We start from the raw sequence: 26,959 nt of genomic DNA on the forward strand, positions 1-26,959 counted from the left end.
CTCCTGTCAGGCGATCAGACGGTCACTCCGCCGCCATCATCACGGCTTCGAGCGCGATGAAGAGCTTTCCGTCTTCGTTCCTTAAGGGGATGGTCCGCACCGAACCCTCGTCGGCGCCGAGCGCCTTGCCGGTTTCCAGCGAAATGACCCAGTTGTGCAGGGGACATGTCACCGAATTGCCGTGCACGATGCCCTGGCTGAGCGGTCCGCCCTTGTGCGGGCAATGATCCTCGATGGCGAAGACCTCGTTCTCGGCGGTGCGGAACACGCCGATCTTGCCCTGCGGCGTCTTCACGCAGCGCGCGCCGCGCAGCGGGATGTCGTCGATGCTGCCGATGTGGAACCAGTTCATCTGCCTGTCCTTTCTGTCCTCTTCCGCGCGGCCGGAGCCGGCTGCCGTGGAAATTTCCCGGCGGGGCAGGTCTCCTCCAGACACCGCCCCGCCCGCCGCTTTGCGGCGACCTCGATCCTCAAGGGAGAGACGCGATCACTCCGCGGCCTCGCTGAAACCGACCGAGGCCATCGGCCGGAACTCGTGCTTGTCCTTGCCGGAGACGCGCTCCGACCAGGGGTCCACCTGGGCGAACTTCTGGGAGAAGACGAAGCGCTCGTAGAAGGCCTTGCGCTTCTCGGCATCGCCCATGATCTGGCGGCGGATCTCGTCGAGGCCGATGCGCTTGGCCCATTTGTAGATGCGCTCCAGGTAGCGGGCCTGCTCGCGGTACATCTGCGTCAGGGCCACGATGTGCTCCAGCGCCTCGTCCTCGGTCTTGACCAGCCCGAGCACCTCGGTGCCCTTGATGTCGAGGCCGGCCGCCCCGGCGAAGTGGATCTCGAAGCCGGAGTCCACGCAGATCACGCCGATGTCCTTGCAGGTCGCCTCGGCGCAGTTGCGCGGACATCCGGAGACGGCCATCTTCAGCTTCGCCGGGGTCCACGAGCCCCACATGAACTTCTCGATGCGGATGCCGAGACCGGTGGAATCCTGCGTTCCGAAGCGGCACCAGTCGGAGCCGACGCAGGTCTTCACGGTGCGCAGGCCCTTGGCATAGGCTTGGCCGGAAACGAAACCGGCCTTGCCGAGATCCGCCCAGACCGCCGGCAGGTCCTCCTTCTCGATGCCGAGCAGGTCGATACGCTGACCGCCGGTGACCTTGACCAGCGGCACGTCGTACTTGTCGACGACGTCGGCGATGGCGCGCAGTTCCTTCGAATTCGTGACCCCGCCCCACATGCGCGGAACGACCGAATAGGTGCCGTCCTTCTGGATGTTGGCGTGGACGCGCTCGTTGATGAAGCGCGACTGGTAGTCGTCGGCATATTCGTCCGGCCAGTCGCAGACGAGGTAGTAGTTCAGCGCCGGACGGCACTTGGCGCAGCCGCAGGAGGTCTTCCATTCCAGCTCCTGCAGGACGGCCGGAATGCTCTTCAGGCCCTTGGCCTTGATCAGCCGGCGGACGTCGTCATGGCCGAGCTCGGTGCAGGTGCACATCGGCTGGACGGCGGCGGGGTTGTAGCTGTCGCCGAGCGTCAGCGTCATCAGCTGCTCGACGAGGCCGGTGCAGGAACCGCAGGAGGCCGACGCCTTGGTGTGGGCGCGCACGTCGTCCAGCGTCGTCAGGCCCTTGGCGGTGATCGTCGAGGTGATCTTGCCCTTGCAGACGCCGTTGCAGCCACAGATCTCCGCGTCATCCGGCAAGGCTGCAACGGCCGCCAAAGGGTCCAGCGGCGACCCTCCCTGGTAGGCCTGTCCGAAGATCAGCGTCTCGCGCATCTCGGAGATGTCGGTCTGCTTCTTCTTCAGATCGTTGAACCAGGCGCCGTCGGCGGTCTCGCCGTAGAGCACGGTGCCGATGATGCGGTTGTCCTTCAGCACGAGGCGCTTGTAGACGCCGGCGCTGGCGTCGCGGAGCACGATCTCCTCGCGATCGTCCCCGTCGGCGAAGTCGCCGAGCGAATAGAGGTCGATGCCGGTGACCTTGAGCTTGGTGGGCGTATCCGAATGGACGAAGGCGGCCGTGCTGTCGCCGGAAAGATGCGAGGCGGCGACCCGCGCCATCTCGTAGAGCGGCGCCACGAGGCCATAGACCATGCCGCCGACCTCGGCGCACTCGCCGACCGCAAGGATGCTGCCGTCCGAGGTCTGCATGCCGTGGTCGACGACGATGCCGCGGTTGACGGCGAGGCCGGCGTCCTTCGCCAGCCCGACATTCGGGCGGATGCCGACGGCCATCACCACCAGCGTCGCCGGAATGATGCGGCCGTCGTCGAGTTCGATGCCCTCGACCTTGCCGTTGCCGATGATCTGCTTGGTGTTGGCCTTGCAGATGACCTTGATGCCGCGTTCCTCCACCGCCTTCTGCAGCAGGTAGCCGGCGGCGGGATCGAGCTGGCGTTCCATCAGCGTCGGCATGACGTGCAGCACGGTGACGTCCATGCCGCGGTTCGCAAGACCCGCGGCGGCCTCGAGGCCGAGCAGGCCGCCGCCGATGACGACGGCCTTCTCGCGCGACTGGGCGGCGAGCAGCATGGCCTCGACGTCGTCGAGGTCGCGGTAGGTGATGACACCCGGCAGGTCCTTGCCGGGAACGGGGATGATGAAGGGCACCGAGCCGGTGGCGATGACGAGCTTGTCGTAGCTTTCCGTCACGCCGTGGTCGGAGGTCACCGTCTTGGCGTCGCGGTCGATCGCGACGATCCGGTGGCCCTTGTAGAGGGTGATGCCGTGTTCGATGTACCAGCCGTCGCCGTGGATGACGATCTGCTCGTAGGTCTTCTCCCCCGAGAGCACCGGCGAGAGCATGATGCGATCGTAGTTCACGCGCGGCTCGGCGTTGAAGATCGTGACCTGGTACTGGCCGGGCGCCTTCTCGAACAGGTGCTCCAGCATGCGCCCGGGTGCCATGCCGTTGCCGATGATGACGAGTTTTTCAGCCATAGTGTTACTCCGCGGCTTCGACGAAGCGGTGACGCTCGTAGAGGAATTTCAGGACGGCCTCGCGGCACTTCAGGTAGGTGCGGTCGGAGGCGAGCTCGATGCGGTTGCGGGGGCGGTCGATCTGTACCGGAAGCACTTCGCCGATCCTGGCCGCCGGCCCGTTCGTCATCATCACGATGCGGTCGGACAGCAGCACCGCCTCGTCCACGTCGTGGGTGATCATCACCATCGTGTTGCCGAGCCGGGCGTGGATCTCCATGACCGCATCCTGCAGGTGGGCGCGGGTCAAGGCATCGAGCGCGCCGAAGGGCTCGTCGAGCAACAGGATCTTCGGCTCCATCGCCAGCGCACGGGCGATGCCGACGCGCTGCTTCATGCCGCCGGAGATCTCCGAGGGCCGCTTGTCCTTCGCATGTGCCATCTGCACGAGATCGAGGTTGTGCATGACCCAGTCATGGCGCTCGGCCTTGGACTTGGTGCTGCTGAACACCTTGGAGACGGCGAGATTGACGTTCTCGTAGACCGACAGCCAGGGCAGCAGGCTGTGGTTCTGGAAGACGACGGCGCGTTCCGGCCCGGGGGCGTTGACCTCCCGGTTCTCCAAGAGGACGCCGCCCGAAGACACCGGCGTCAGCCCGGCGATCAGGTTCAGGAGCGTGGACTTGCCGCAGCCGGAATGGCCGATGATCGAGACGAATTCGCCCTTGGCGATCGAAAGGTTGATGCCTTTCAGAACCTCGGCGCGCACGCCGCCCCGGTCGAAATGCTTGTCGATATGGTCGAGCTTGAGATAGGCGGTCATGTTCGTTCCTCTCAATTGGCCGAAGCGCCGCGGGTGATGATGCGGCCCGCCGCGGCCACGAGCTTGTCGAGGGCGAAGCCGACGACGCCGATGTAGGCGAGGGCGACGATGATGTCGGGCAGGCGCGAGGAGTTCCAGGCATCCCAGATGAAGAAGCCGATGCCGACGCCGCCGGTCAGCATCTCGGCTGCGACGATCGCAAGCCACGACAGGCCGACGCCGATGCGCAGGCCGGTGAAGATGTAGGGGGCGGCCGACGGCAGCATGATCTTCCAGAAGAACTCCAGCTGGTTCAGCCGCAGCACCTGGGCGACGTTGCGATAGTCCTGCGGGATGTTGCGCACGCCGACGGCGGTATTGATGATGACCGGCCAGATCGAGGTGATGAAGATCACGAAGATCGCCGAGGGGTTCGAGTCCTGGAACGCTGCGAGCGACAGCGGCAGCCAGGCGAGCGGCGGCACGGTGCGCAGCACCTGGAAGATCGGGTCGAGCCCGCGCATGGCCCAGACGGACTGGCCGATGACGGCGCCGACGACCACGCCCACGATCGCCGCAAGGCCGAAGCCGTAGGCGACGCGCTGCAGCGAGACGATGACGCGCCAGCCGAGGCCGATGTCCTGGGAACCGTAGTCGAAGAAGGGGAAGGCGATCAGGTCGTAGCTCTCCTGCCAGACCTGGAGCGGCGACGGCAGCGAGGCGGTGGGCGACGAACAGAGCATCTGCCAGACGGCGAGCAGGATGGCGAGCACCACCAGCGGCGGCAGCACGTTGCGGCCGAGCGATGCGGCGATCTTGGCGGCATCGAACTTGGCCGCCGGGCGCTTGGCGAGCGGCAGGATGGTTGCGGTCTTGGGCGCGGCTGCGGCCGTCGCGATTACGTCTTTTTTCTTGGCCAGGGCGGTCATGGAGCGCTCCTCATGGGATCGGGGTGACCGGCGCGGTTCCCGCGCCGGTGGCGGGGATCAGGACGCTGCCTTGATCGCAAGGCTGTCGAGGTAGGCGGACGGGTTCTCCGGATCGAAGACCTTGCCGTCGAAGAAGGTCTCCTTGCCGCGCGAGGGCGAGGCGGGGATGTCGGCCGCGGCCACGCCGAGGTCCTTGGCGGCGGCGCGCCAGATTTCCTCGCGGTTGACCTTGTCGACCAGCGCCTTGATGTCCGTGTCGGGAGCGAACTTGCCCCAGCGGATGTTCTCGGCGAGGAACCACGTGTCGTGGCTCTTGAAGGGATAGGAGACGCCGCCCGCCCAGAACTTCATCTGCAGGTCCGTGCCGTTGACGACCCGGCCGTTGCCGTAGTTGATGTCGCCCTTGAGGCGGCCGAGGACGTCCTTCGGCGGCACGTTGAACCACTGGCGCTTGCCGAGGATGGTCGACATCTCCTCCTTGTTGTCCATGCTGTCGCACCACTGCTGGGCTTCCATCACCGCCATCAGCAGCGCCTTGGCGGCATTCGGATTGGCCTCGATCCAGTCGGCGCGCATGCCGAGCGCCTTTTCCGGGTGGCCCTTCCACAGCTCGCCGGTGGTCGCGGCGGTGAAGCCGATGCCCTGGTTGACGAGCTGCTCGTTCCACGGCTCGCCGACACAGAAGACGTCCATGTTGCCGACCTTCATGTTCGCCACCATCTGCGGCGGCGGCACGACGATGGTCGAGACGTCCTTGTCGGGATCGATGCCGCCGGCGGCGAGCCAGTAGCGGATCCAGAGGTCATGGGTGCCGCCGGGGAAGGTCATCGCGGCCTTGATCTCGCCGCCCTCGGCCTTTTTCTTCTCGAAGGCGGCCTTGAGCTTGGAGGCATCCAGCTGCACGCCCGTCTCGGCATATTCCTTGGCGACGGAGATCCCCTGGCTGTCGTAGTTCAGCCGGGCGAGGATCGCCATCGGCACGGGCTGGTTGTTCTGCGTCACCTTGCCGGTGTGCATGAGGTAGGGCATCGGCGTCAGGATATGGGCGCCGTCGATGCCGTTCGCCGCGCCGCCGAGCACGAGATTGTCGCGGGTGGCGCCCCAGGAGGCCTGCTTCAGGACCTCGACCTCCGGCATGCCGTGCTTCTCGAACAGGCCCTTCTCCTTGGCGACGATCAGCGGGGCGGCATCGGTCAGGGCGATGAAGCCGAGCTTGGCACCGGTCACTTCCGGCGCGGCGGTGGCGGCGAAGGCGCCGGAGGGGAAGGCCGTGCGGACTGCGGTGATCAATGCTGCGGTCGCCGTCGTCTTCAGAATGCTGCGACGGGTGATGCCGGTCGTGAAAGTCTTCTGCATACCGAGTTCCCTCTGCTTGTGCCGGAATGGGGGAATAAAAAAACGCCGCTCGGTTAGATGCGTCGTCGGGAGGGAGGATCCCGGACTGCAAAAACCTTGCGACGTCGATGTCTTTTGTGAGCGCCTATCGCGCGCTCATCTCGCACCGATCGCCGTTGACCGGTGCGATATTGACCTTGCAATCAGCGTGCCAGTTTTGAACTGAAGCTGTAATATGCTGAAATAAAAGGGGAAAATTCAGAATCCCGGCAGGTGCCCGTTTTCAGTGCGGTTGCTTCATCTGCCGATGTTTTGTGCGAATGCCGTAGGCGAATCCTTCGCACCTGCAAGGGAATTGTGCAGCGCGACGGAAATGTCAGGTCTCCCCGGCCTCCCGCGACACCGTGCGGGTGCTGCGCACGGCGAAGCCCGCGACATACGCCTCCAGGCGGGCGGCATTGAAGACGTGGCCGTCCATGAAGCGGTCTCCGTCCCTGTCGCCTTCGACGCGGAAGTCGGCATCCGGCGGTGCGCCGGCGTCGCCGAGCGCGGCCCGGTACAGGTCGGGGCGGTAGGCCGATGCTGCGGCGCGGGCGTTGTCGGGGGTCAGGTCGGCCTGCCCCCAGCGGACCATCTGGCTGTAGATCCACAGGGCCTGGCTCGGCCGCGGATAGTTGGCGAAGCCGCCGTGGAACAGGAAGTAGTCGTCGATGACGCGCCGGTGTCCCTTGGCGTCGAGATTGAACTCGCCGGCAAGCACATGGCGGATGATCTGGACCGGGGCGGCGATGTAGCGCGGATCGGCGAGCGCATCGGCGAGGGCGTCGTGGTTGTCCACCCGATCGCACCAGCGCGCCGCCTCGTCGAGGGCGACGATCAGCCGGGAGACCGTCTCGGGGTGGGCCTCCGCCCAGTCCGGCCGCATGCCGACCACCTTCTCCGGCGCGGAGGGCCAGATGTCCTGCTTGGCGGCGACGATGCGCCCGACGCCGCGCTCGGAGGCCACCATGTTCCACGGCGCGCCGACGCAGAAGCCGTCGATCGCCCCGGCGGCGAGCGCATCGGAGGTCAGCGGCGGCGGCACGACCACGAGCCTCACGTCGCAATCCGGATCGATGCCCCCGGCCGCGAGCCAGTAGCGGAACTCGTAGTTGTGCGAGGAGAACGGATAGGTCATGGCAAGCGTCGGCAGCGTCTCGCCGCGGGCCTTCATGTCGGCGATCACCAGCGCCAGCGCGCGCGCATTCTCCAGCGCGCTGGCCGTTTCCGGCAGGCCGGCGGTGGCCATCATCCGTTCGAACAGCCGTGTCGAAAGCGTGATCGCGTTGCCGCCGCAGCCGAGCGAAAACGGCGTGATCGTCGGCGAGGGGTTTGAGCCGAGGCCGAGCATGGAGGCCACGGGCATCGGCGAGAGCATGTGGGCGATGTCGAACTGGCGGAAGGCGAGGCGGTCGCGCACGTTCGCCCAGGAGACGTCCTTGACGAGGTCGAGCTTGATGCCGTTCCGCTCGGCAAAGCCGAACTCCGCCGCTGCGATCAGGACGGACGCATCCACGAGCGGGATGAACCCGGCCCGCACCACGCGGGCGCCTTCGCCGCCGATGCGGGGCGGCGCTGCGAGCGCCCCCGTCCTGCTGTCGTTCATCGTCATCACCATTCCGGTCTCCTCCGGCGACAGCCCGTGCCCCTCGTCTGCCATCACATCAGCAATCCCGCGGCCGTGACCACGCTTTGGGCAATCTCGGCGATCTTCTTCTTCTCGTTCATCGCAGTCTGGCGCAGGAGGGCGAAGGCCTCCTCCTCGGAGAGGCCGCGCATCTTCATCAGGATGCCCTTGGCGCGGTCGATGACCTTGCGCTCCTCCAGGGCGGATCTGGCCTCGGCGAGCTCGCGCTGCAGCCGGCTGAAGGCGTTGAAGCGGCTCACCGCCATCTCGAGGATCGGTTTGACGCGCTCCTTCTTCAGGCCGTCGACGACATAGGCGGACACGCCGGCATCGACGGCCGCGACGATCGAATCCTCGTCGGACTTGTCGACGAACATCGCGATCGGGCGCTTCACCGCCCGGGAGATCTGGAAGATGCTCTCCAGCATGTCGCGGTTGGGGTTCTCGATGTCGATGACGATGACGTCCGGGTTGATCTCCATGATCCGGCGCGCAAGCCCGTTCATGTCGTCGATGATGGTGACGTTGTCGTAGCCCGCCTCGCGCAGGCCCACCTCTATGATCGAGGCGCGGATGCTGTTTTCATCGATGACGAGCACACTCAGGCTCGCCGGGTTCGGGGTACGACTGGCCACAGGTCTACCGCCGTTCATTCGGGGCGCCGAACCATGCTCGCATCGCAGAGGGGATTTGGAAAGGTGACATGCCCGCCGTGTCGTCCTGTTGCTCCAGGCGCAATCCGCCCCGGAGCCGTCGCCACTGAATGCGCGATGGCAGCCTTAAAATCAAGCATTTTTTTGGACTGCCTAATTTATGGGCGAAGAGGCGGGATTTTCATCGCGCGGCGGAGCGCAGGCGATGTCCTTACGCAAAATCGGGCGCATCTTGCGATGCGCCCGAAGCTGTCGCGGCAGACTGACCGGTATCGATCGCCGCCTCAGGCGGCGTCCGGGCGGTGGACCGTCTTGACCTCGAGGAAATCCTCGAGCCCGAAGATGCCGCCCTCGCGGCCGTTGCCGGACTGCTTGAAGCCGCCGAAGGGGCTGCCGTAGCGGTGCGGGCCGCCGTTGATGTGCACCATGCCGGCGCGCAGCTTGGCCGCGACGCGTTCGGCGCGGTCGGCATTGCCGGTCTGGACATAGGCGGCAAGGCCGTAGTTGGTGTCGTTGGCGATCGCGATCGCTTCCTCCTCGGTGTCGAAGGGGATGATCGAAAGCACCGGGCCGAACACCTCCTCGCGGGCGATGCGCATCTGGTTGTTGACGTCCGCGAAGATCGTCGGCCTGACGAAGTAGCCCTGCTCGAAGCCTTCCGGCTTGCCGGGGCCGCCGACGAGCACGCGCGCGCCTTCGGCGACGCCGGCCTCGATCAGCGCCTGCACGCGGCCGAACTGGATATGCGAGACGAGCGGGCCGATGTGGCCGCCTTCCTCCTCCGGATTGCCGACGCGGGCCTGTTCGCCGGCCTTGCGGGCGATCTCGAGCACCTTGTCGTAGACCGAGCGCTGCACCAGCATCCGCGTCGGTGCGTCGCAGGACTGGCCGGAATTGTTGAAGCACTCGGCGACGCTGCCGGCGACGCGATCTTCCAGGTCGGCGTCCTCGAAGACGATGTTCGGCGACTTGCCGCCGAGTTCGAGGGTGACGCGCTTGACCGTGTCGGCCGCATCCTTGCTGACGGCGATGCCCGCCCGGGTCGAGCCGGTGAACGACATCATGTCGATGTCCTTGTGCTTCGAAAGGGCGGCACCGCATTCGATGCCGTCGCCGTTGACGAGGTTGAAGGTGCCGGCGGGGAAGCCGGCCTCGTCGATCATCTCGGCATAGAGGAGGGCGTTGAGCGGCGTGAATTCGGACGGCTTCAGCACGCAGGTGCAGCCGGTCGCGAGCGCCGGCACGACCTTCAGCGCGATCTGGTTGATCGGCCAGTTCCAGGGCGTGATCAGGCCGCAGACGCCGATCGGCTCGCGGCGGACGACGTCGCCGTTCGGCAGCACCTCGCGGCCCTTCAGCCGCTTCAGTGCATCGATGAAGCCCTGCAGGTGGCCGACGCCGACATCGGCCTGCTGCTCGGTGCTCATGGTGATCGGGGCGCCGAGCTCCAGCGTGATCGTGCGGGCCATCTCGTCATAGCGGCGCTTGTAGATGGACAGGAGCTTTTCCAGAAGCGCGATGCGTTCGTCGACGCCGGTCTGGCTATAGGTGGCGAAGGCCTTCTTCGCGGCGGCGACCGCGCGGTCGATGTCGGCGGCGGTGCCCATGGAGATCCAGGCGATCGGCTTCTCGGTTGCCGGATTGATGACCTCGAGGTCGTTCGGCTTGATCGGGTCGACCCACTTGCCGTCGATGTAGAATTTGCGCTTGTCGAGCATGCTGATCTCCCATTTCCGTTTCTTTCGCCGCTCCCTGCCATTGTCGATCGGCAGGCCGGCGGAGGATGGTCCCCCGCCGGCAAAAGCGCAAGTGGCTGCGACGAAACCCTAGGAGAGCGGCCGCCTCAGCCGGCCTTGACCTGCATGAAGCGGATCCGGTTGCCGAAGGGATCGGTCACCTCGACCTCGAGCCGCCCGTCCGCCTCCCGCAAGCCGGGCTTCATGTAGCGATAGTCCTTCGCGGCGAGTTCCTGCTGCAGGTTGCGCACGCCCTTCATGTAGACGGCCATGTTGCCGCCCGGCGTCGCATCGCCCGCATGTTCGGAGAGGTGCAGCAGCAGGCCGCCCCGCGAGATCTGCGTATAGAGCGGGAAGTTCGGGCCGTAGCGGTGCTCCCAGTCGACCGAAAAGCCGAGGAAGCCGAGATAGAACTCGTGCGCCTTGGCGACGTCGAAGATCCGGACGATCGGCACCGCCCGCTCGAAGACGATCGCGTCCTCCGCCGTGGCCTCGATCCGCGAGGACAGCAAGTTCCAGTTCGCCAGCCCGAACTGCCGGGCGACGATCTCCAGGGCTTCGCTGTGGGTAATGTCAAGATTGCGGCGGGCAAGAGCCTCCCGCATGGCTTTCGCCATGGCCTTCGCGTCGCGATAGTCGCGCATGTCCGTTCCCCTGTCAGGGCGAAGCCTTCGTCAGTGTCCGCATTGCCGACGTCTTCGCCCGACGATGAACGGTCAGGTAAGATCAGCGGAGGCGTTCGCCATGCCCAGGGGGCGCGGACTGCAGGCCGCCTCCGGCCCTCGGCGGACAATAGCCAGGTCGCTGGCCGCTTGGCAACAGGAAGGCGTCATCCGCCCGGCGGTCGCTGGTAGAAGTCGCGGGCATCGGCGCTGAACGCCCGCCGCTGCGACGCGCTGGTGTAGAACATGTGGCCGCCGCGATAGACCCGCAGGCTCGCGCGACCGGCGACGAGCGAGGGTGGCATGTGGTCGATGATGTAGCGGCTGACGCCGTACGGCGTGAGCGCATCGCTGTAGCCGTGGGCGACGAGCAGGCGGAAGGAGGGGGTGACCGACAGGAGCGTGCGCAGGTCACCGGTCGCTCCGGTGGTCGCGCGCGTGCCGTCCCAGTCCCACCGGCGGTTCACGTCCGGTTCGAGCAGGCGATAGGTCATCTCGGTGGAAAAGCGCAGTTCGTCACGGGCGTAGGCGGCGAAGGCAGCGCCATAGGCCCGTGTGTAGCCATCGAGGATCGCGTCGTCGCCGCGATCGGCTCCGGACTCCGGATAGGGGTCGTCGTAGAGAAAGGCCGCGTCATAGGGGCTCGCGATCTTGCCGTCGGGGCGCTTGCGATAGAGGTCGCCGACGAAGCCGCGCGCGCGGGCGACCTCGTCCCGCGCGATCCCGGTCATCTCGGCAATGCGCGTATAGAGCCGGTCGGCCTCGTCCCCGGCGGGAGCCGGGCCGGCGAGCGCAACCAGGTAGTCGCGCATCGCCCATCGTTCGGCCGCGGCCATCTGCTCCGCGCTGAAGCCGCCCTTGCGCTCCAGTTCAGCTGCCGCCAGCGACGGCAGCTGCAGGGCGGCGCCGAGCGGGTCGTCGCTGGAACGGAAGATGAAGCTGCCCTCGATCAGGGGCGACACCATCACGATGCCCGAGACGAGGATGCCCTGGCTGTCCTTCAGCGCGGCTGCGACCTTGGCGGCGCGCAGGCCGCCATAGCTCTCGCCGAGCAGGAACTTCGGCGACGCCGTGCGACCATGCTTCTGCGCATAGAGCGCAATGAACTTGGCGATCGCCTCGGCATCGTTCCGCACCCCGTAGAAGGCGGCCTCGGCGTCCTTGTCGGCGGCGCGGCTCCAGCCCGTGCCTGGAGGATCGATGAACACCAGATCGGTGAAATCGAGCCAGCTGTCCGGATTGTCCGAAAGCGCCGGCTGCGTGCCGTCCCTGTTCTCGCCCTCGAATTCGAGGATCCGCGGACCGGCGAGTCCGAGGTGGAGATAGGCGGAAGCCGCCCCCGGTCCGCCGTTGAAGGCGAAGGTGATCGGCCGCCCGGCCGGCGCGTTCTTCGCCACATAGGCGGTGTGGAAGACCTTCGCGCTGACCTTGCCGTCCTGGCCGCGAAGATCGATCGTGCCGGCCGTCGCGGTGTAGGGCAGGTCGCCGGCGGGACGCTTCAGCACATGCTCGGTGACCGCATCGGCCGGCAGCAGGTGAAACAGGCCGGTCGCCGTGGGCGCGACGGCGGGGTGCGCGTCCTGCGCCGCTGCCGGCAGCGGGGACGCGATCAACGCCGCGAGCAAGACCGTCGAAATCAGCAGGCGGTGCAAGGCGATCCTCCTCCGTTCCATCCGCCGGCCACTCTAGAGGGACGGCGGGCTGACCGGAACTCAACAGTATTTGATCGCGGTGGGCGCAGACGGCGACCGGCTCGGGCGCGGGTCAGGCCGAAGCATGCGGTGCGTCGCAGCAGTCCTCCTCGCTTGCGCCCGTCGCCAGCCGCTCGAGGATCGGGCAGTCGGGACGGTCGTCGCCGTGGCAATGGGACGACAGGTGCTGCAGCGTCATCACCATCTCCTGCAACTGGCGCATCTTCGCACTCAACTCCTCGATATGCTCGCCGGCGATCCGCTTGACGTCGGCGGAGGCGCGGCTGCGGTCCTGCCAGAGCGCGAGAAGATCGCGGATCTGGGCGATGGAAAAGCCGAGGTCGCGCGAGCGGCGGATGAAGGCGAGGGTGGCGAGGTCCTTCGGCCCGTAGGTGCGGTAGCCGGAACCGGTGCGGCCGGCCTCCGGGATCAGGCCGATCGCTTCGTAGTGGCGGATCATTTTCGCGGTGACGCCGCTGGCGGTCGCCGCTTCTCCGATGTTCATGCCTGCTTCTCCTTTGGTTGGCGGAAGCGCTTCAGCCTGAGGGCGTTGCTGACGACGAAGACGCTGGACAGCGCCATCGCGCCGGCGGCGATCGCCGGTGACAGCAGAATGTCGAAGGCGGGGTAGAGCGCGCCGGCGGCGACGGGGATCAGTGCCACGTTGTAGCCGAAGGCCCAGAACAGGTTCTGGCGGATGTTGCGCATGGTCGCCCGGGACAGGGCGATCGCGGTCGCCACGCCCCGCATGTCGCCGGCCATCAGAACGATGTCGGCGCTCTCGATGGCGACATCGGTGCCGGTGCCGATCGCAATGCCGGTGTCGGCGGCGGCGAGCGCCGGGGCGTCGTTGATGCCGTCGCCGACGAAGGCGACCTTCCTGCCGCCCTCGGAAAGCGCCTTCACGGCGGCGACCTTGCCGTCAGGCAGGACCTCGGCCATCACCCGGTCGACGCCGAGGGCGGCCGCCACGGCTTCGGCGGTGCGCCGGTTGTCGCCGGTGATCATCGCGACCTCGACGCCCAGCGCCTTGAGCGCTGCGATCGCTTCTAGAGTCGTCGGCTTGACCGGATCGGTGACGACCAGCAATGCGGCGAGCCTGCCGTCGACGGCGGCGTAGAGCGGCGAGCCGCCCTGGCCCGCCAGCCGTTCCGCGTCAGCCGCAAACGGCGCGGCGTCCAGGCCAAGCGCGGTCATGTGGCCGATCGAGCCGATCTCCACGGAGCGCCCGCCGACGCTCGCCGAGATACCCAGCCCCGATCGGGCCTCGAAGGCTTCGGCTGCGGCAAGCTCCAGGTTCTCGGCCTTCGCCGCCTCATGAATGGCAATCGCGATCGGATGTTCGGAGCGCACCTCGGCCGCGGCCGCCAGCGCCAGTACCTCCCGGCGATCGAACCCTTCTGCCGGGATGATCTCGGTCAGGGCCGGACGCCCGAGCGTCAGGGTGCCGGTCTTGTCGACGGCGACGACGCCGGTTGCCTCCAGCGTCTGCAGCGCGGTGCCCTGGCGGAACAGGACGCCGAGTTCCGCCGCCCGCCCCGTGCCGGTGATGATCGAGGTCGGGGTGGCAAGGCCCATGGCGCAGGGGCAGGCGATGATGAGCACGGCGACGGCCGCCACCAGCGCATGCGCCAGGGCCGGGTCGGGGCCGAGCGCATACCAGAGGCCGAAGGTGAGAAGGGCGACGGCGATGATCGCGGGGACGAACCACTGCGTCACGCGGTCGACCAGCGCCTGGATCGGCAGCTTGGCTGACTGGGCGTCCTCGACCATGCGGATGATCTGCGACAGGACCGTGTCGGCGCCGACGCGGGTGGCGCGGAAGGTGAAGGAGCCGGTCGTGTTCAGGGTGCCGCCGGTGACGCCGTCGCCGGCCTGGCGCTCGACCGGCATCGGTTCGCCGGTGATCATGGATTCGTCGACGAAGGAGCGTCCCTCGGTGACGTCGCCGTCGACGGGGATCTTCTCGCCGGGCCGCACCAGCACCAGATCCCCCGGCACCACCGTTTCGAGCGCGACATCGACCGGCTGGCCGTCCTTCAGGATGCGGGCCGACGTGGCCCGCAATCCGGCCAGGTGCCGGATCGCCTCGCCGGTGCGACCCTTGGCGCGGGCTTCGAGGAAGCGGCCGGCAAGGATCAGCGTGACGATGACGGCGGCCGCCTCGAAATAGACGTCCGCGGCACCGCCCGGCAGCCATTCCGGGGCGAAGGTCGCGACCGTCGAGAACACCCAGGCGGCGGTCGTGCCGATCACCACCAGCGCATTCATGTCCGGCGCGCCGCGCAGCAGGCTCGGCACGCCCTTGCGGAAGAAGCGCGCGCCGGGGCCGGCGAGCACGATCGTCGCCAGTGCGAACTGGATGACGCGGCTCGCCTGTATGCCGATCGTCTCGTGGATGTAGTGCCCGAAGGCCGGGATGGCATGCGAGCCCATCTCCATGACGAAGAGCGGAGCGGTCAGAAGGGCCGCAAGGATGAGCGAGCGGCGGAGGCCTGCAACCTCGGCGGCGCGCCTGTCCTCGTCCGTAGGGGCCGCGGCAGACGGTTCGCGCAGCGCGTGGTAGCCGATCTTCTCGATGGCGGCGGCGAGATCGTCGAAATCGACGGTGCCGCGCAGGAAACGGACGCGGGCGTGTTCGCTGGCGAGGTTCGCCGTGGCGTCGAGGACGCCCGGCACGGCCTTCAGGGCCTTTTCGACCCTGGCGATGCAGGAGGCGCAGGTCATGCCCTCGACGGCAAACTCGAGCGTTTCCTCATCGACACCGTAGCCGGCCGCCCGGACCGCCTGGGCGACGCCGGTGACATCCGGCTTGCCGTCGAAGGCGATGTCCGCCCGTGCGGTGGCGAGGTTGACCCGGGCGCTCGTGACGCCGGGAACGGCGGCGATCGCCTTTTCCACGCGGCGAACGCAGGAGGCGCAGGTCATGTCCTCGATGTTCAGCTTGACCGTCTGCGACGGCAGGGGTTCGTTGACTGTGAGCATGATGCACGTCCTTTCGTGAGAGGATCATGCACCTTCCCATCATGTCAAGGTCAAGCGGCCGTTTTGCCGCAGCCGCCTTTCCGGAACAGGGGCCGCTGCAGCGGTCAGCGCAGGCTGACCACCTTCGGCCGGTCGGCCACGAGGCGTCGCCTGGCCCTGACCTTGCCGGGCGTTGCGAGCGGCACCACCGGCGCCTTCGTCAGCGCCGCGATCGCGGCGGTGGTCATGTCGGTGCAGAGGAAGTCGGCATTGAGCGCGGCGCCGGCCGCGACCGCGGCCTTGAGGTCTGGCTCCTCCTCGTCCTCGCCGGGCTTCCACAGCGCGACGCCCACGCGCAGCGCGGCATAGATCCGCTTCAGGCGCCGGACGGCGAAGCGCGCGTGCTTGAGCGAATCCTGGTTGAGATAGCAGATGACGACCGTATCGAGGTCGCGCACCGGGATCTGGCGGATGCGCGCCGGTTCCATCTGGCGGAAGCTCTCGGTGGCGGCATGCGCGCCCTCGACGCGCAGCACCTGCGCCAGCATCGCGGCGGTGACATCGTCGAGCTCGCCGCGACCGCCGATGCAGAGGATCCGCTGTCCCGCGCCGGCCTCCGCCACGGCCTCCTTTTCCCCGTCCGGCTCGACCAGCGCGTCGTCGCCGTCGTCCTCCTCGGCCTCCTCGAGCGCGATGTCGTCCATGTTGGCGACGAGGGTCAAGCCGCTTTCGGCAACCCTCAGCCGCTGCTCCTCGCTCATCACCCCGCGGGCGCGGTCGCGTTCGGCGAGCACCAGCGCCGGGATGGCGACGGTCGCGTAGTAGTCGATCAGGTAGTCTTCCTCCAGGCGCTCCTCGGCCTGGTCGGTGGCCTCGTCCGGGTCGCCGGCAAGCAGCCTCTGGTAGAGCCTGGCATGCGGCGCCAGCACCGGATCGCTGCCGAACAGCACCTGCAGGAAGCCGAACTGCGGAACATGCTTGCCCAGCACGACCAGGCACACGGTCAAGGGCGTCGACAGCACGAGACCGACCGGTCCCCAGATCCATGCCCAGAAGATCGCCGAGACGATCACGGCAAGCGGCGAGAGGCCGGTCTTCGAGCCGTAGAGCGTCGGCTCCACCACGTTGTTGATCACGAGCTCCATGACGATGAACAGTGCCGCCGTCCAGATCAGCATCGTCCAGCCGGGGGCGACCGCGACCGCCAGGAACAGTGGCAGGATCATCGCGATGATCGGGCCGATATAGGGCAGGAAGCGGAAGACGATCGCGAGCAGGCCCCAGAGGATCGCGTTGGGAATGCCGATCAGCCACAGGCCGAGCGCAACCGGGACGCCGTAGAGAATGTTCACCACGAGCTGCATCAGCAGGTAGTGGCCCACGCGGGTTCCGGCATCCTCCAGCGCCTCGGTGGTGCGGTGCAGGTCGCCGTAGCCGACGAGACGGATGAAGCGGTCGCGCAGGTCCTCCCGCTCGAGCAGCATGAAGATGACGACGACGATCACCAGTCCCGCCATCGCCACCGGCGCCAGCAGCGGCACGATCAGGTTGGTCAGCACCTGGATCGGATGGTCGGGCGCGTAGATCTCGACCAGCACCGGCTTGGGCGGGGCATCGTCGCTCGCCACCTCGCTGCTCATCTCGCTGATCTCGCGGCTGATGCGCTCGAGGACCGCGGAGATCTGGCTGACGACGCCCGTTCCCGAGCCCGCCTCGCGCATCGTCTCGATCTTGCTCACGACATTGGCCTGGTAGGTGGGGATGCTGCGGGCGAGGTGCGAAACCTGCAGCGCGATCACCAGGCTGACGACCGCAATCAGGGAAAAGGCGAACAGGACCGTGGAGATCACCGCGAGAACGCGCGAGAGGCCGACCCTGCGAAGGGTGGTCACGACCGGGGCCAGGGCAAAGGTGAGGAGCAGCGCGATCGCGATCGGCAGGAAGACGTCGCGCGCCAGATAGAGCATCGCAACGGCGCCGACGAAGGTCAGCAGGGTCGGCATGTTCGGCCGGGCGCCTTGAAGCGACGGCACATCCAGGTCTCGGAACTCGTCGCCTCGTTCGGCCATTATCCTCTCCCGTGCGAAAGCAAATAGTCCGCAAAGGCGGGCCGGCAAGTTGAGAACGCGGCGATTTCCGCGCATGGTGGCCCACCCGGGAGAATTCCGGCGTGCCGCGGAACAGCCGGCTCCGGAAAGGGAGGTTTCGAGTGCAGGCGATCACCCGGAAGAGACAGCTTCGTTCCTCCGATCCGCTGTGGTCGCATACGCGCGGCATCGCGGTCCCCACGCAAAGGTCCCTCCCGGACGGGGACGTCGACGTGCTGATCGTCGGGGCCGGCATCGGCGGCGCGCTGATGGCGACGGCGCTCTTGGACCGCGGACTGGACATCGTCCTCGTCGACCGCCGCAAGCCCGTGCACGGCAGCAGCATGGCCAGCACGGCGATGATCCAGCACGAGATCGACGTGCCGCTGCACCGGCTGGCAGCGCAGCGTGGCGTGGCCGCGGCAAGGCGCATCTGGCAACGCTCGGCGCGGGCGGTCGAAAGCCTGACGACGCTCGTCGGATCGCTCGGGATCGACTGTCGGATGCAGCGCAAGAAGACGCTCTACCTCGCCGGCGACGCCTATGGGGCGCGCGCTCTTCGAAGCGAGGCGGAGGCGCGGGCAGAGGCGGGACTGACCGCCGAACTGAAAGGTGCCGCGGAACTGCGGCAGGCCTTCGGCATGGACCGGACGGCGGCGATCGTTTCGGATGTTTCCGCATCGGCAAACCCGGCGCAGCTGACGGCCGGATTGCTGCGCTTGGCCGGATCCAGGGGCGTTTCCATCGTCGAGGGGGTCGAGATCACCGACATCCGCTCCGTCGGCGAGGACAACGTCGTCGCAACCTCGAAGGGCGAGCTCGTGCGGGCGCGCCACGTGGTCTTCTGCACCGGCTACGAGTTCCTCGAGGCGGTCGCCCACAAGAGCCATGCGATCGTCTCGACCTGGGCGATGGCCACCCGGCCGCACCATCCCCGGCCCGAATGGCTGAAGGACTATCTCGTCTGGGAGGGGGCCGATCCCTATCTCTACTTCCGCTCGACGCCGGACGGGCGCATCGTCGTCGGCGGCGAGGACGAGGACAGCGCCGATGCGTTCCGAAACGAGGCGAAGCTGGCCGCGAAGTCCGCCCGGTTGCGGCGGAAGCTGAAGGCGCTGATCGGCTTCGACATCGAGGAGCCGGACTATGTCTGGGCGGCGGCCTTCGGCGTGACGGCGGACGGGCTTCCGATGATCGGTCGCGTTCCCGGGTTTCGCAACGTCCACGCGGCCATGGGCTATGGCGGCAACGGCATCACCTTCAGCCAGATCGCCGCGGAGATCATTGCAGCCGGCATCCTCGGCCATGACGACACGGACGCAACCCTGTTTTCGTTTCGGTAGGAGGAGGGCAGGGATGGCGGCCTCGGGCAAGGACTTCGATCACAGGCGGTTTGCTGTCGGGCTGGCGCGGGGGCTTGCCGGCGCCCTGCTCTTCGCCCTGCCTATGTTCCTGACGATGGAGATGTGGGAACTGGGTTTCTACATCGACCGGGCGCGCCTCTTCCTCTTGCTGCTCGTCAACGTTCCCCTGCTGGTGCTGCTCGCCCACCGCATCGGCTTTGAGCGGACCACGACGCTGCGGGAGGCGATCCGCGACGCGAGCATCGCCTATTTCCTCGGCATGGTCTGCAGCGGCCTCATCCTGCTTGCGATCGGGGTGCTGCGCTCGGACCAGTCGCTCAACGAGATCGTCGGGATGATCGCCATCCAGTCGGTCCCGGCCAGCATCGGTGCGCTTCTGGGGCGGAGCCAGCTCGGCGGGCCGGCCGTGGGCGACGAGGCGGACGAAGACGAAGGGGCCGAAGCGGAGGCCGAGACGAGCTATGCGGGCGAGCTGTTCATGATGGCGGTCGGCGCCCTGTTCCTCTGCCTGAACGTCGCGCCGACGGAGGAGATGATCCTGCTCTCCTACAAGATGACGCCCTGGCACGCGATCGCCGTCATCGTGGCGTCGATCGTCCTGATGCACGGTTTCGTCTACGCGCTGTCCTTCATGGGAGGGCATGTCGTGGAGGAGGGCACGCCCGGCTGGCACGCGCTGGTGCGCTTCACCCTTCCCGGCTACCTCATTGCGCTCGCCATCAGCCTCTACTGCCTCTGGACCTTTCATCGCCTGGACGGGATCGCGATGACGCAGGTGATGATGACGGTGGTGGTCCTGAGCCTGCCCGGCGCCATCGGCGCGGCGGCGGCACGGCTCATTCTATAGTCCCTGGCCATGTTCCAACGCGAGGATGCAGCATGACGAAGATGTCCACCGCCCGGCATACCGAGACCGGCGATCCGCACGTCGTCGAATGGCTGACGGGATTGTTCTCCGCCGCCTGCGTGATCGCGATGATCGCCTGGATGGGGGTGCAGGCGATCGGCCAGCGTGACGAGGCGCCCGACCTGTCGGTCAGCGTCGTCCGGCAGGAGGCCCGCAGCGGCGGCTATCAGGTGGAGTTCGAGATCGGCAATGCCGCCCGTGCGACGGCGGCGCAGGTCCTGGTGCGCGGCGAACTCGTCGACGGCGATGCCGTGGTCGAGGCGGTCGAGACGACGCTGGACTACGTGCCGATGCAGTCGAAGGCGAGCGGCGGCCTGATCTTCCGGCACGATCCGGCAGGCCTGGCTGTCCGCATCGCGGCGGTGGGCTACGCTGATCCGTAGCCGAAGCGGCGGCCCTACGGTTCGAAGCGGCTGACCTCGAGGCCGCTGCCGATCGGCAGCAGGACGCTGGTGATGCCCGGCTTGGCCCGCAGCGCCTGCTGATAGCGGCGGATGTCCTCGCCGCCGGGGCGCAGCATGTTGTCGGCAACCAGGATGGCGCCGGGGTTGAGCAGGGGATAGACCGCCTCCAGGCAGGGAAGATAGAGATCCTTCCACAGGTCGAAGAAGACGAAATCGACCTTCGATCCGAGCGCGCCGATCAGTTTCGTCGCATCGCCGACGACGAACTCCACGTGCCCTTCGAGGCCGGCCTCTGCCGATTTCTGCCGTGCGAAGGCCGACTTGTAGTCGTGATATTCCATCGTCACGAGCTTGCCGCCCGCCGATCGGGCCGCATCGGCAAGCCAGATCGCCGAGTAGCCGAACGATGTGCCCAGCTCGAGAATGAGCGGCGCATACAGACTTCTGGCCAGCGTGTTGAGAAACCGCCCCGTGTCGGGCCCGATGGCGCGCATCCGCATGTCCTGCCCGCCGTCGCGGCCGCCGGGCGGCTCCGTGCGTGGCGTCTGCTGCTCCTCGCGCTGCATCGCGTGATAGGTGTCGAGCACGGCCGTCACCTCGGGGTCCAGCGCGTGCTCGCCGACCCGAAGCGCCTCGGTCGCGGAGGCCGCAGCCGGCCTAACGGGCACGTCGGTCCATTCCACGCTCAGTTCTTCGCGGAAGGCGAAGCGGACGAGATGACGGACGACCACATCCTGCAACTCGGCCATCTGTTCCCGGTCTTCGGCGCCCAGCACGATCCGCAGCGCCGCGGGGTCGGCGGCGAGACGGCATTCGCCGATGGCAAACGAGATCTGGCCTGACAGCGTATCGAAAGTGACCGGGCGCTTGTGGGCAAAGTGCTTGCAGAGCTGCTGAAGGTAGCGGCTTGCGTGCCCGGTGGGGATGGACGCAGTCGCCATGACCGGGTGGGTGATCGACGCGGCGTTGTCCATCAGCTGCGCTCCACCGTTTCGGCGGCCTTGTCCAGTGCCGCGGCGATGGCATTGATGGCCGCCTCGTCGAGCGGACGGCCCTTGAGCCGCAGTCGCATGGCGAGCTTCAGGTTTTCCATGGCCCGCAGGACCTGAAGCGGCAGGTCCTTGCGGCCGCCCGGCTCCATGGCGCGGCCACGGGCGAGAAGCGCGTCGAGAAGGCCGCGGTTGGCGGTGAGGAAGGCCTCGCCCTCGGGGGTGATCCTGTAGCGCTTGCGCCCGCCCTCGACGGGCTCGACGCGCGCGTAGCCCATATCGTCCAGCCAGGCGAGGGTGGGATAGACGACGCCCGGGCTCGGCGCGTAGGCGCCGCCGAACTTTTCCTCGATCGACTTGATCAGCTCGTAGCCGTGGCTCGGCGCCTCGGCGATCATGGCGAGCATCAGGAGGCGCAGGTCGCCGTAGTCGAACAGCCGGCCGCGCCGGCCGCGCCCGTGATGGCCGTCATGATGATTGTGGTGGCCCGACCGATCCTCGGGCGGCGAGAAGAAGCGGCCGAAGCCGAAGTGTCCATGATGTTTCATGGATCACGATATAGAACACGATATATCGGAAATCAAGATATATCTGGAAATAAGATATATCGGAAATTCGGGCGGTCGATGGCAATGCGGGCGCTTGTTCTGCTCGAGCGTCGCGAATGGAGAACGATGGACGGGCGCGCCGGAGCGCGCCCGAACCATTCACGCGACCTTGAAGGTGATCTCGTCGACGCCTTCCACATGGGCGACCATCACGTCGCCCTTCACGATCGCGCCGACGCCGGCGGGCGTGCCCGCGAAGATCAGGTCGCCGGCCTGCAGGGTGAACAGCTTCGACAGGTAGGCGATCATCTCCGGCACCTTCCAGATCATCTGGTTGAGGTCGCCGCTCTGGCGAAGCTCGCCATTGACCTTGCACCAGACGGCGCCCTGGGTCGGATGGCCGACCTCTTCGACCGGGTGCAGCGGGCCGCACGGCGCCGAGGCTTCGAAGGCCTTGCCCGTTTCCCAGGGGCGGCCGAGCTTCTTGGCTTCGCCCTGCAGGTCGCGACGGGTCATGTCGAGGCCGACGGCATAGCCGTAGACGCAGTCGAGCGCCTTTTCGAGCGGGATGTTGTCGCCGCCGCTCTTCAGCGCCACGACGAGTTCCGCCTCGTGGTGGACGTCGTTGCTCTCGGACGGGTAGGGGAAATCGTGACCGGGCAGGACCAGGCTGTCCGGGTTCTTCTGGAAGAAGAACGGCGGCTCCTTGTTGGGGTCGTGGCCCATCTCGATGGCGTGGTCCGCGAAGTTCCGCCCGACGCAGTAGATGCGGTGCACCGGAAAGAGCGCCTGGGTGCCGACCACCGGCAGGGTTGGAATGGCCGCCGGCTTGAAGACGTAAGCGGCGTTGATGGAGGTCATGTCGTTCATTATCGCGCTCCTGCGTAATATTCGATGCGTTTTTCGAAGTGTTCCACGGCCGCGGACAGAAGCATGGCTGCCGCGAAGAGGATGATTGTGAGAGCCCAGAACCGCTCCATGTCGAAGCTGCGGGAATAGAGCTCGAAGAGTTCGCCGTAACCGATGACCGAGACGAGGATCTGCCCGATCACCACGCCCTTCACCCCGCGGATCAGCCCGATCCGGATGCCGGCCAGGATCTCCGGAAGGGCGGAGAGCAGGATGATCTTGGTGAAGATCGTAAAGCGCGAGGCGCCGTAGCAGCGTCCCATCTCGATCAGCGAGGGCGGCACCTGCATGACGCCGGCGCGGGCGTCGAGCACGATGATCCAGACCGCGAAGAGGAAGACGGTGACGAACACCGTCGTCTCGCCGAGCCCGAACAGGATCATCAGGATCGGGACCAGGGCCGACAGCGGGGCGCTGACGAACATGTTGACCCACAGGCCGAAGATGTTGTCGACGACCTTGACCCGCCCCATCGCCACCCCGAGCGGAACGCCGACGGCGATCGCCATCGCCATGCCGAGCGCGAAGGAGCGGAGCGTGATCACCGTCGCGCTCTGCCAGGAGCCCGTCTGCACCAGCCCGATGCCGGCGGCGATCACCGATGTCATCGGCGGGATCAGGAAGATGACGTCCATCCGGCCGACGATCTCCCAGACCAGCGCCCAGAAGATCAGCGACGTCATCATCGGAATTCGAATGCCGAAGAGTGTCATGGCGCCTCACTCCGCATATTGCCTGAGGCCCTGCCAGATCTCCTCGACCACATCGAGATAGCCCTTGTCGCGCCGGATCACGTCCGGTGCGGCGGTGCGGTCGATGGCGGGCTCGATGATCTGGGAGACACGGCCGGGGCGCGGCGACAGAAGCACGATCCGGTCGGAGACGTAGACGGCTTCCTCGATCGAGTGGGTGACGAACAGGAAGGTCTTGCGCTCCTTGTCGACCAGCCGCAGCAGGTCTTCCTGGAACTTGCGCCGGTTCTGTTCGTCGACTGCGGAGAACGGTTCGTCCAGAAGCAGCACGTCGGCGTTGACCGAGAACGCCCGGGCGATGCCGACGCGCTGCCGCATGCCGCCGGAGAGCTCGTGCGGATACTTCTCCTCGAAGCCGGACAGCCCGACCTCGCCGATGTAGTGCCGGGCGATGCGGTGCCGTTCGGCCTGGGGCACGCCCTTCAGCTCCAGCCCGAAGCCGACGTTGCGCAGCACGGTCGCCCAGGGCATCAGCGCGAAATCCTGGAAGACGAAGGCGCGCTCGGGGCCCGGGCCGGTCACGACCCTGCCGTTGATGCGGATCTGGCCCGACGTCGCAGGCACGAGGCCGGCGATGATCTTCAGGAGCGTGGTCTTGCCGCAGCCCGAGGGGCCGAGCAGCGTCGTCAGCTTGCCGCGCTCGAAATCGAGGTTGATGCCGCGAAGGGCCTCGAGGTCGCCATAGCGCTTGCAGATGTCGCGCACCTCGACGATGGCATCCGATCTGGCTGTTCCGGCGGGGTCGGCCGCGCGGGCCGGCATGGGAGTGGCCATGTCACTTTCTCCTCTTTTCGGGACGCAGGAAGCGCAGCTCGACATATTGCAGGGCGGCGAGCGTCAGCGTCGACACGGCGATGATGGATGCCACGGCCGCATACATGTGTGCGTAATTGGCGACCGAGCGGTGATAGGTGATCAGGTCGCCGATGCCGGTGGGGGTGATCAGCAACTCGGCGAGCATGACGCCGATGAAGCCGGCGGCGATGCCGAGCCGAAGGCCGGCGAACAGCACCGGCGTCGCATCGGGAATGATGATCTTGAAGATCTGCTGCATGCGCGTGCCCTGGAACGAGCGGCACATGTCGACCAGCGACGGATTGACGTGGCGCACGGCCTTGTACGAGTTGAGCACGATCACCGGCAGCGCCAGCATGATCACCGCCAGCGTCTTGGCGACGAGACCGATGCCGTAGACGAAGGTGACGAGCGGCACCAGTGCGGCCATGGGCGCGGCCTGCAGCACGATGAAGACGGGGGCCAGCAGCCATTCGGCCTTGTCGGACAGCCCCATGACGATGCCGAGCCCGATGCCGAGGACGGCGGAGACCGCGACGCCGAGAAGAAGCGGCTGGAACGTGATGAGGTAGGCGGGCAGGAGCGTGCCGTCGAGGGCCATCTCGATCAGCGCCGAGAGCGTTTCCAGAAACGTCGGAAAGGCGAAGCTGATCGGCACCCGGCCGGCGATCTCCCATGCGGTGAACAGGATCGCGAGCGACACCACGACCCAGAAGGACTTCCGGCGCCGGGCGAATTCGGCGAGCGTCTCGACGATGCTGGAGGAGCCGCTGCCGGCCCCTCCCGTCGCGCCCACCTTGTGCGGTGAAGCGGCCATGTGCATCTACTTGGTCCCGGTCTTGGCGAGCACCGCGTTCAGCGCGGTGAGATCCCAGAAGTCCTCCACCTTCAGCTCCGCCGGCTTGCCCTCGAGCGCGCCCGAGATCGTGTAGAACTCGAAGTCGTCGCGCGCCGCATCCTCGCCGCCGCCGTTCAGCGGAAGCGTCGCAGCCGCTTCCGTGAAATAGGGCTCGATGCCGGCCACCATTTCCGGCGTGGCATCGGGCAGGAGCTTGTACTTGTCACGGAGCGCGATGGCCGCCTTCGGGTCCGCCGCGACCTCGCGCCACGTGGTGATGATGCTCTCGACCAGGATCTCGATGTCCTTCTGGTTCTTCTGCAGGTATTCGGTGTTGGCAAAGAGCGCCTCGTCCGTGGCGCTGACCTCGCCCAGCGGCAGGAAGATGAACTTGCCGGGGGCCTCCTTTTCGAGAACGCGCTTGCCGGACGAATCCACGATCGTCGCCTTGACGTTGCCCTGCAGCAGCGCGCCCGTCCGCACTTCGGCGCCCGGCACGTAGGAGATGTTGGAGTATTTGATGCCGTTCTTGTCGGCCATCAGCTTCATGATGGCTTCCGTGCCCGACCCGCGCGAATGAACGGCGATCTCCTGGCCGTCCAGGTCCTTCCATTCCTTGTAGGCCTCGGAATTGACGACCGGATAGAACTGCAGCTTTGACAGCTGCATGAAGATGCGGATCGGCGCCTTCACCTTCTGCAGCAGCGCATAGGGTCCGCCGACGCCGATATCGGCCTGGCCGCTGACGACGGCCTGGGCGGCGATGTCCTCGCTCTTGAGGAAGGTGACCTGGACGTCGACACCCTTCTCCTTCGCCCGCTCGAGCGCGGCCAGAAGGTGCAGGGATTCGACGGTGGCGATATCGCCGAAGGCGACGCGCATGGGATCGGCGAGCGCCCATCCCGGGATCGCAGCGGAAAGGCAGAAGACGGCAGCAGCCGCCGACGCCCGCATTCGTCTGGCAAACATGTTCATTTTCTTTCCTCCCAGAAATTGGGCTCCTCGACCCAATCTGAAACCAATTCTTCATTAATATGGAATTGTGTCAACCGCTAAGTGTTGCTGCACGGCAGCAAGGAAACGTGCAGGATGCCGGATTGAAGGCATAAGTAAATGAAATTAAACAGAATAAATAAACCCTGTGTCGGCCGTCTCGCCCCGCGTTGACACCGATCCTCTTGTCCCATATAACCAAAACCAATTCGAAATTGGTTCAGGTGAGACATGATCGAGATCACCGATGCCACAGTGCTGACGCGGCTGCGCGATTTCCTGGCGACGGCGGCATTGCCCGACGACGGGCGGCTGCCGCCCGAGCGGGAGCTGGCGCAATCATTGGAGGTTGGACGGGCCGCTTTGCGAAAGGCGCTGGCGACCCTGCAATCCGAGGGCGTCGTCTGGCGGCACGTGGGCAAGGGCACGTTCACGGGTGAGCGGCCGATCGATACCGTCGCCGACATCAACGCCATGGTCCAGCGGACCAACCCGCTGGAGGTCATGGGCGCGCGCATCGCCTTCGAGCCGGAGGTGGCCCGCTGCGCCGCCCTCCATGCAACGGCGGGCCAGGTGGCGGAGATGCGAAGCTGCATGCTGAAGGCGCAGCAGGCGCCGACCTGGCGGCAATACGAGCAGTGGGACAACAGGTTGCACCGGACGATCGGCGAGGCCTCGCAGAACTCGCTGCTCCTGGGCCTGCTCGATACGCTGAACGCGGTGCGCCGGGCCGTGACCTGGGGGCGGCTGCGCGACACGCCGCTGCGCCCGCCGGCCGACCACCACAGCTTCGAGGAGCACGCCCGCATCGTGGCCGCGATCGCCGATCGCGACGGCGCGGGCGCCGCGGACGCCATGCGCCGGCATCTGCGCAGCGTCGAAAGCCACATGCGCGACCGTCTCTGAAGGGGGCCACCCGCAAAGCGACGGCGCCGATCAGAACGAAAGGCTCACCGCAGCACGGTGAGCCTCATGACGGACGACGTCCGTTCGTCTCCGCCGACCCGATGGGCCCGCA

General features: G+C 66.8%; 24 protein-coding genes and 1 pseudogene. 4 read left to right on the forward strand and 21 right to left on the reverse strand.

The genetic code is table 11. The features are described from left to right. Nucleotides 1-22: 22 nt before the first annotated feature. The 13 genes from nirD to P0086_RS08325 form a co-directional block, all read right to left on the reverse strand. The gene (gene nirD / locus P0086_RS08265; RefSeq protein ID WP_112594772.1) at nt 23-352 is read right to left on the reverse strand and encodes a nitrite reductase small subunit NirD; all 330 of its coding nucleotides are present in this window, start codon (nt 350-352) and stop codon (nt 23-25) included. Between the two features lie 135 nt (nt 353-487). Then, nucleotides 488-2,938, reverse strand: a complete 2,451-nt coding sequence (gene nirB, locus P0086_RS08270; RefSeq protein ID WP_148656557.1) for a nitrite reductase large subunit NirB — start codon at nt 2,936-2,938, stop codon at nt 488-490. A 4-nt stretch (nt 2,939-2,942) separates the two neighbouring features. Beyond that, nucleotides 2,943-3,740 carry an ABC transporter ATP-binding protein gene (locus tag P0086_RS08275; RefSeq protein ID WP_112594775.1) on the reverse strand — a complete coding sequence of 266 codons (798 nt, stop codon included), beginning with the start codon at nt 3,738-3,740 and terminating at the stop codon, nt 2,943-2,945. A gap of 11 nt (nt 3,741-3,751) precedes the next feature. Further along, entirely contained in the window at nt 3,752-4,648 is an 897-nt protein-coding gene (gene ntrB / locus P0086_RS08280; protein ID WP_112594777.1) for a nitrate ABC transporter permease, read from the reverse strand. 57 nt (nt 4,649-4,705) lie between these two features. Further along, on the reverse strand, nt 4,706-6,004 hold the full coding sequence (locus P0086_RS08285; RefSeq protein ID WP_275784530.1) for a CmpA/NrtA family ABC transporter substrate-binding protein: 1,299 nt from the start codon (nt 6,002-6,004) through the stop codon (nt 4,706-4,708). Between the two features lie 355 nt (nt 6,005-6,359). Continuing rightward, complete coding sequence (locus P0086_RS08290; protein ID WP_275785236.1) at nt 6,360-7,634, reverse strand: CmpA/NrtA family ABC transporter substrate-binding protein; 1,275 nt, start codon at nt 7,632-7,634, stop codon at nt 6,360-6,362. A gap of 47 nt (nt 7,635-7,681) precedes the next feature. After that, nucleotides 7,682-8,302, reverse strand: a complete 621-nt coding sequence (locus tag P0086_RS08295; RefSeq protein WP_112594781.1) for an ANTAR domain-containing response regulator — start codon at nt 8,300-8,302, stop codon at nt 7,682-7,684. A 284-nt stretch (nt 8,303-8,586) separates the two neighbouring features. Beyond that, nucleotides 8,587-10,020: an aldehyde dehydrogenase family protein gene (locus P0086_RS08300; protein ID WP_112613133.1), complete on the reverse strand. Its 1,434-nt coding sequence runs from the start codon at nt 10,018-10,020 to the stop codon at nt 8,587-8,589. A 125-nt stretch (nt 10,021-10,145) separates the two neighbouring features. Further along, on the reverse strand, nt 10,146-10,682 hold the full coding sequence (locus P0086_RS08305; RefSeq protein WP_148188147.1) for a glyoxalase superfamily protein: 537 nt from the start codon (nt 10,680-10,682) through the stop codon (nt 10,146-10,148). Nucleotides 10,683-10,867: 185 nt separating this feature from the next. Continuing rightward, nucleotides 10,868-12,298 carry a carboxypeptidase gene (locus P0086_RS08310; protein ID WP_275785238.1) on the reverse strand — a complete coding sequence of 477 codons (1,431 nt, stop codon included), beginning with the start codon at nt 12,296-12,298 and terminating at the stop codon, nt 10,868-10,870. 166 nt (nt 12,299-12,464) lie between these two features. Further along, on the reverse strand, nt 12,465-12,896 hold the full coding sequence (cueR, locus tag P0086_RS08315; RefSeq protein WP_112594789.1) for a Cu(I)-responsive transcriptional regulator: 432 nt from the start codon (nt 12,894-12,896) through the stop codon (nt 12,465-12,467). Further along, nucleotides 12,893-15,376 (reverse strand): heavy metal translocating P-type ATPase, encoded by a 2,484-nt coding sequence (locus P0086_RS08320; protein ID WP_275784534.1) that lies wholly within the window; start codon nt 15,374-15,376, stop codon nt 12,893-12,895. The genes cueR and P0086_RS08320 overlap by 4 nt, the downstream gene beginning before the upstream one ends. Nucleotides 15,377-15,480: 104 nt before the next feature. Beyond that, nucleotides 15,481-17,424, reverse strand: a complete 1,944-nt coding sequence (locus P0086_RS08325; RefSeq protein WP_275784538.1) for an AI-2E family transporter — start codon at nt 17,422-17,424, stop codon at nt 15,481-15,483. Nucleotides 17,425-17,564: 140 nt separating this feature from the next. Here P0086_RS08325 and P0086_RS08330 point away from each other — a divergent pair, with 140 nt between their 5' ends. From P0086_RS08330 to P0086_RS08340, 3 genes are read left to right on the forward strand one after another with little or no spacing between them, the layout of a single operon-like run. Continuing rightward, the gene (locus tag P0086_RS08330) at nt 17,565-18,785 is read left to right on the forward strand and encodes an FAD-dependent oxidoreductase (RefSeq protein ID WP_275784541.1); all 1,221 of its coding nucleotides are present in this window, start codon (nt 17,565-17,567) and stop codon (nt 18,783-18,785) included. A 13-nt stretch (nt 18,786-18,798) separates the two neighbouring features. Then, nucleotides 18,799-19,653, forward strand: a complete 855-nt coding sequence (locus P0086_RS08335) for a TIGR02587 family membrane protein (RefSeq protein WP_148191059.1) — start codon at nt 18,799-18,801, stop codon at nt 19,651-19,653. Between the two features lie 32 nt (nt 19,654-19,685). Next, on the forward strand, nt 19,686-20,096 hold the full coding sequence (locus P0086_RS08340; RefSeq protein WP_148191061.1) for a hypothetical protein: 411 nt from the start codon (nt 19,686-19,688) through the stop codon (nt 20,094-20,096). A gap of 14 nt (nt 20,097-20,110) precedes the next feature. Here P0086_RS08340 and P0086_RS08345 read toward each other — a convergent pair whose 3' ends face one another. The 8 genes and pseudogenes from P0086_RS08345 to P0086_RS08380 form a co-directional block, all read right to left on the reverse strand. After that, on the reverse strand, nt 20,111-20,683 hold the full coding sequence (locus P0086_RS08345; RefSeq protein ID WP_148191249.1) for an O-methyltransferase: 573 nt from the start codon (nt 20,681-20,683) through the stop codon (nt 20,111-20,113). A 117-nt stretch (nt 20,684-20,800) separates the two neighbouring features. Beyond that, nucleotides 20,801-21,091, reverse strand: a pseudogene (locus P0086_RS08350) (DUF2218 domain-containing protein); the annotation flags it as partial. Further along, a complete protein-coding gene (locus P0086_RS08355) occupies nt 21,091-21,654 on the reverse strand; it encodes a PadR family transcriptional regulator (RefSeq protein WP_148188138.1) in 564 nt (187 codons plus the stop codon). The pseudogene P0086_RS08350 and the gene P0086_RS08355, both read right to left, overlap by 1 nt. 159 nt (nt 21,655-21,813) lie before the next feature. Then, complete coding sequence (locus tag P0086_RS08360) at nt 21,814-22,524, reverse strand: fumarylacetoacetate hydrolase family protein (RefSeq protein WP_112613143.1); 711 nt, start codon at nt 22,522-22,524, stop codon at nt 21,814-21,816. Beyond that, on the reverse strand, nt 22,524-23,276 hold the full coding sequence (locus P0086_RS08365; RefSeq protein WP_112594805.1) for an ABC transporter permease subunit: 753 nt from the start codon (nt 23,274-23,276) through the stop codon (nt 22,524-22,526). Before P0086_RS08365 ends, P0086_RS08360 begins: the two co-directional genes overlap by 1 nt. A gap of 6 nt (nt 23,277-23,282) precedes the next feature. Beyond that, entirely contained in the window at nt 23,283-24,089 is an 807-nt protein-coding gene (locus P0086_RS08370; protein WP_275784548.1) for an ABC transporter ATP-binding protein, read from the reverse strand. Between the two features lies 1 nt (nt 24,090). After that, nucleotides 24,091-24,933 (reverse strand): ABC transporter permease, encoded by an 843-nt coding sequence (locus P0086_RS08375; RefSeq protein ID WP_112613145.1) that lies wholly within the window; start codon nt 24,931-24,933, stop codon nt 24,091-24,093. Then, nucleotides 24,934-25,923, reverse strand: coding sequence for an ABC transporter substrate-binding protein (locus tag P0086_RS08380; RefSeq protein WP_275784553.1), 990 nt, complete (start codon nt 25,921-25,923; stop codon nt 24,934-24,936). Nucleotides 25,924-26,172: 249 nt separating this feature from the next. Here P0086_RS08380 and P0086_RS08385 point away from each other — a divergent pair, with 249 nt between their 5' ends. Further along, entirely contained in the window at nt 26,173-26,847 is a 675-nt protein-coding gene (locus P0086_RS08385; RefSeq protein ID WP_112594814.1) for an FCD domain-containing protein, read from the forward strand. Nucleotides 26,848-26,959 lie beyond the last annotated feature (112 nt).

This window comes from Mycoplana sp. MJR14, from assembly GCF_029210525.1.
Lineage (GTDB): Bacteria > Pseudomonadota > Alphaproteobacteria > Rhizobiales > Rhizobiaceae > Mycoplana.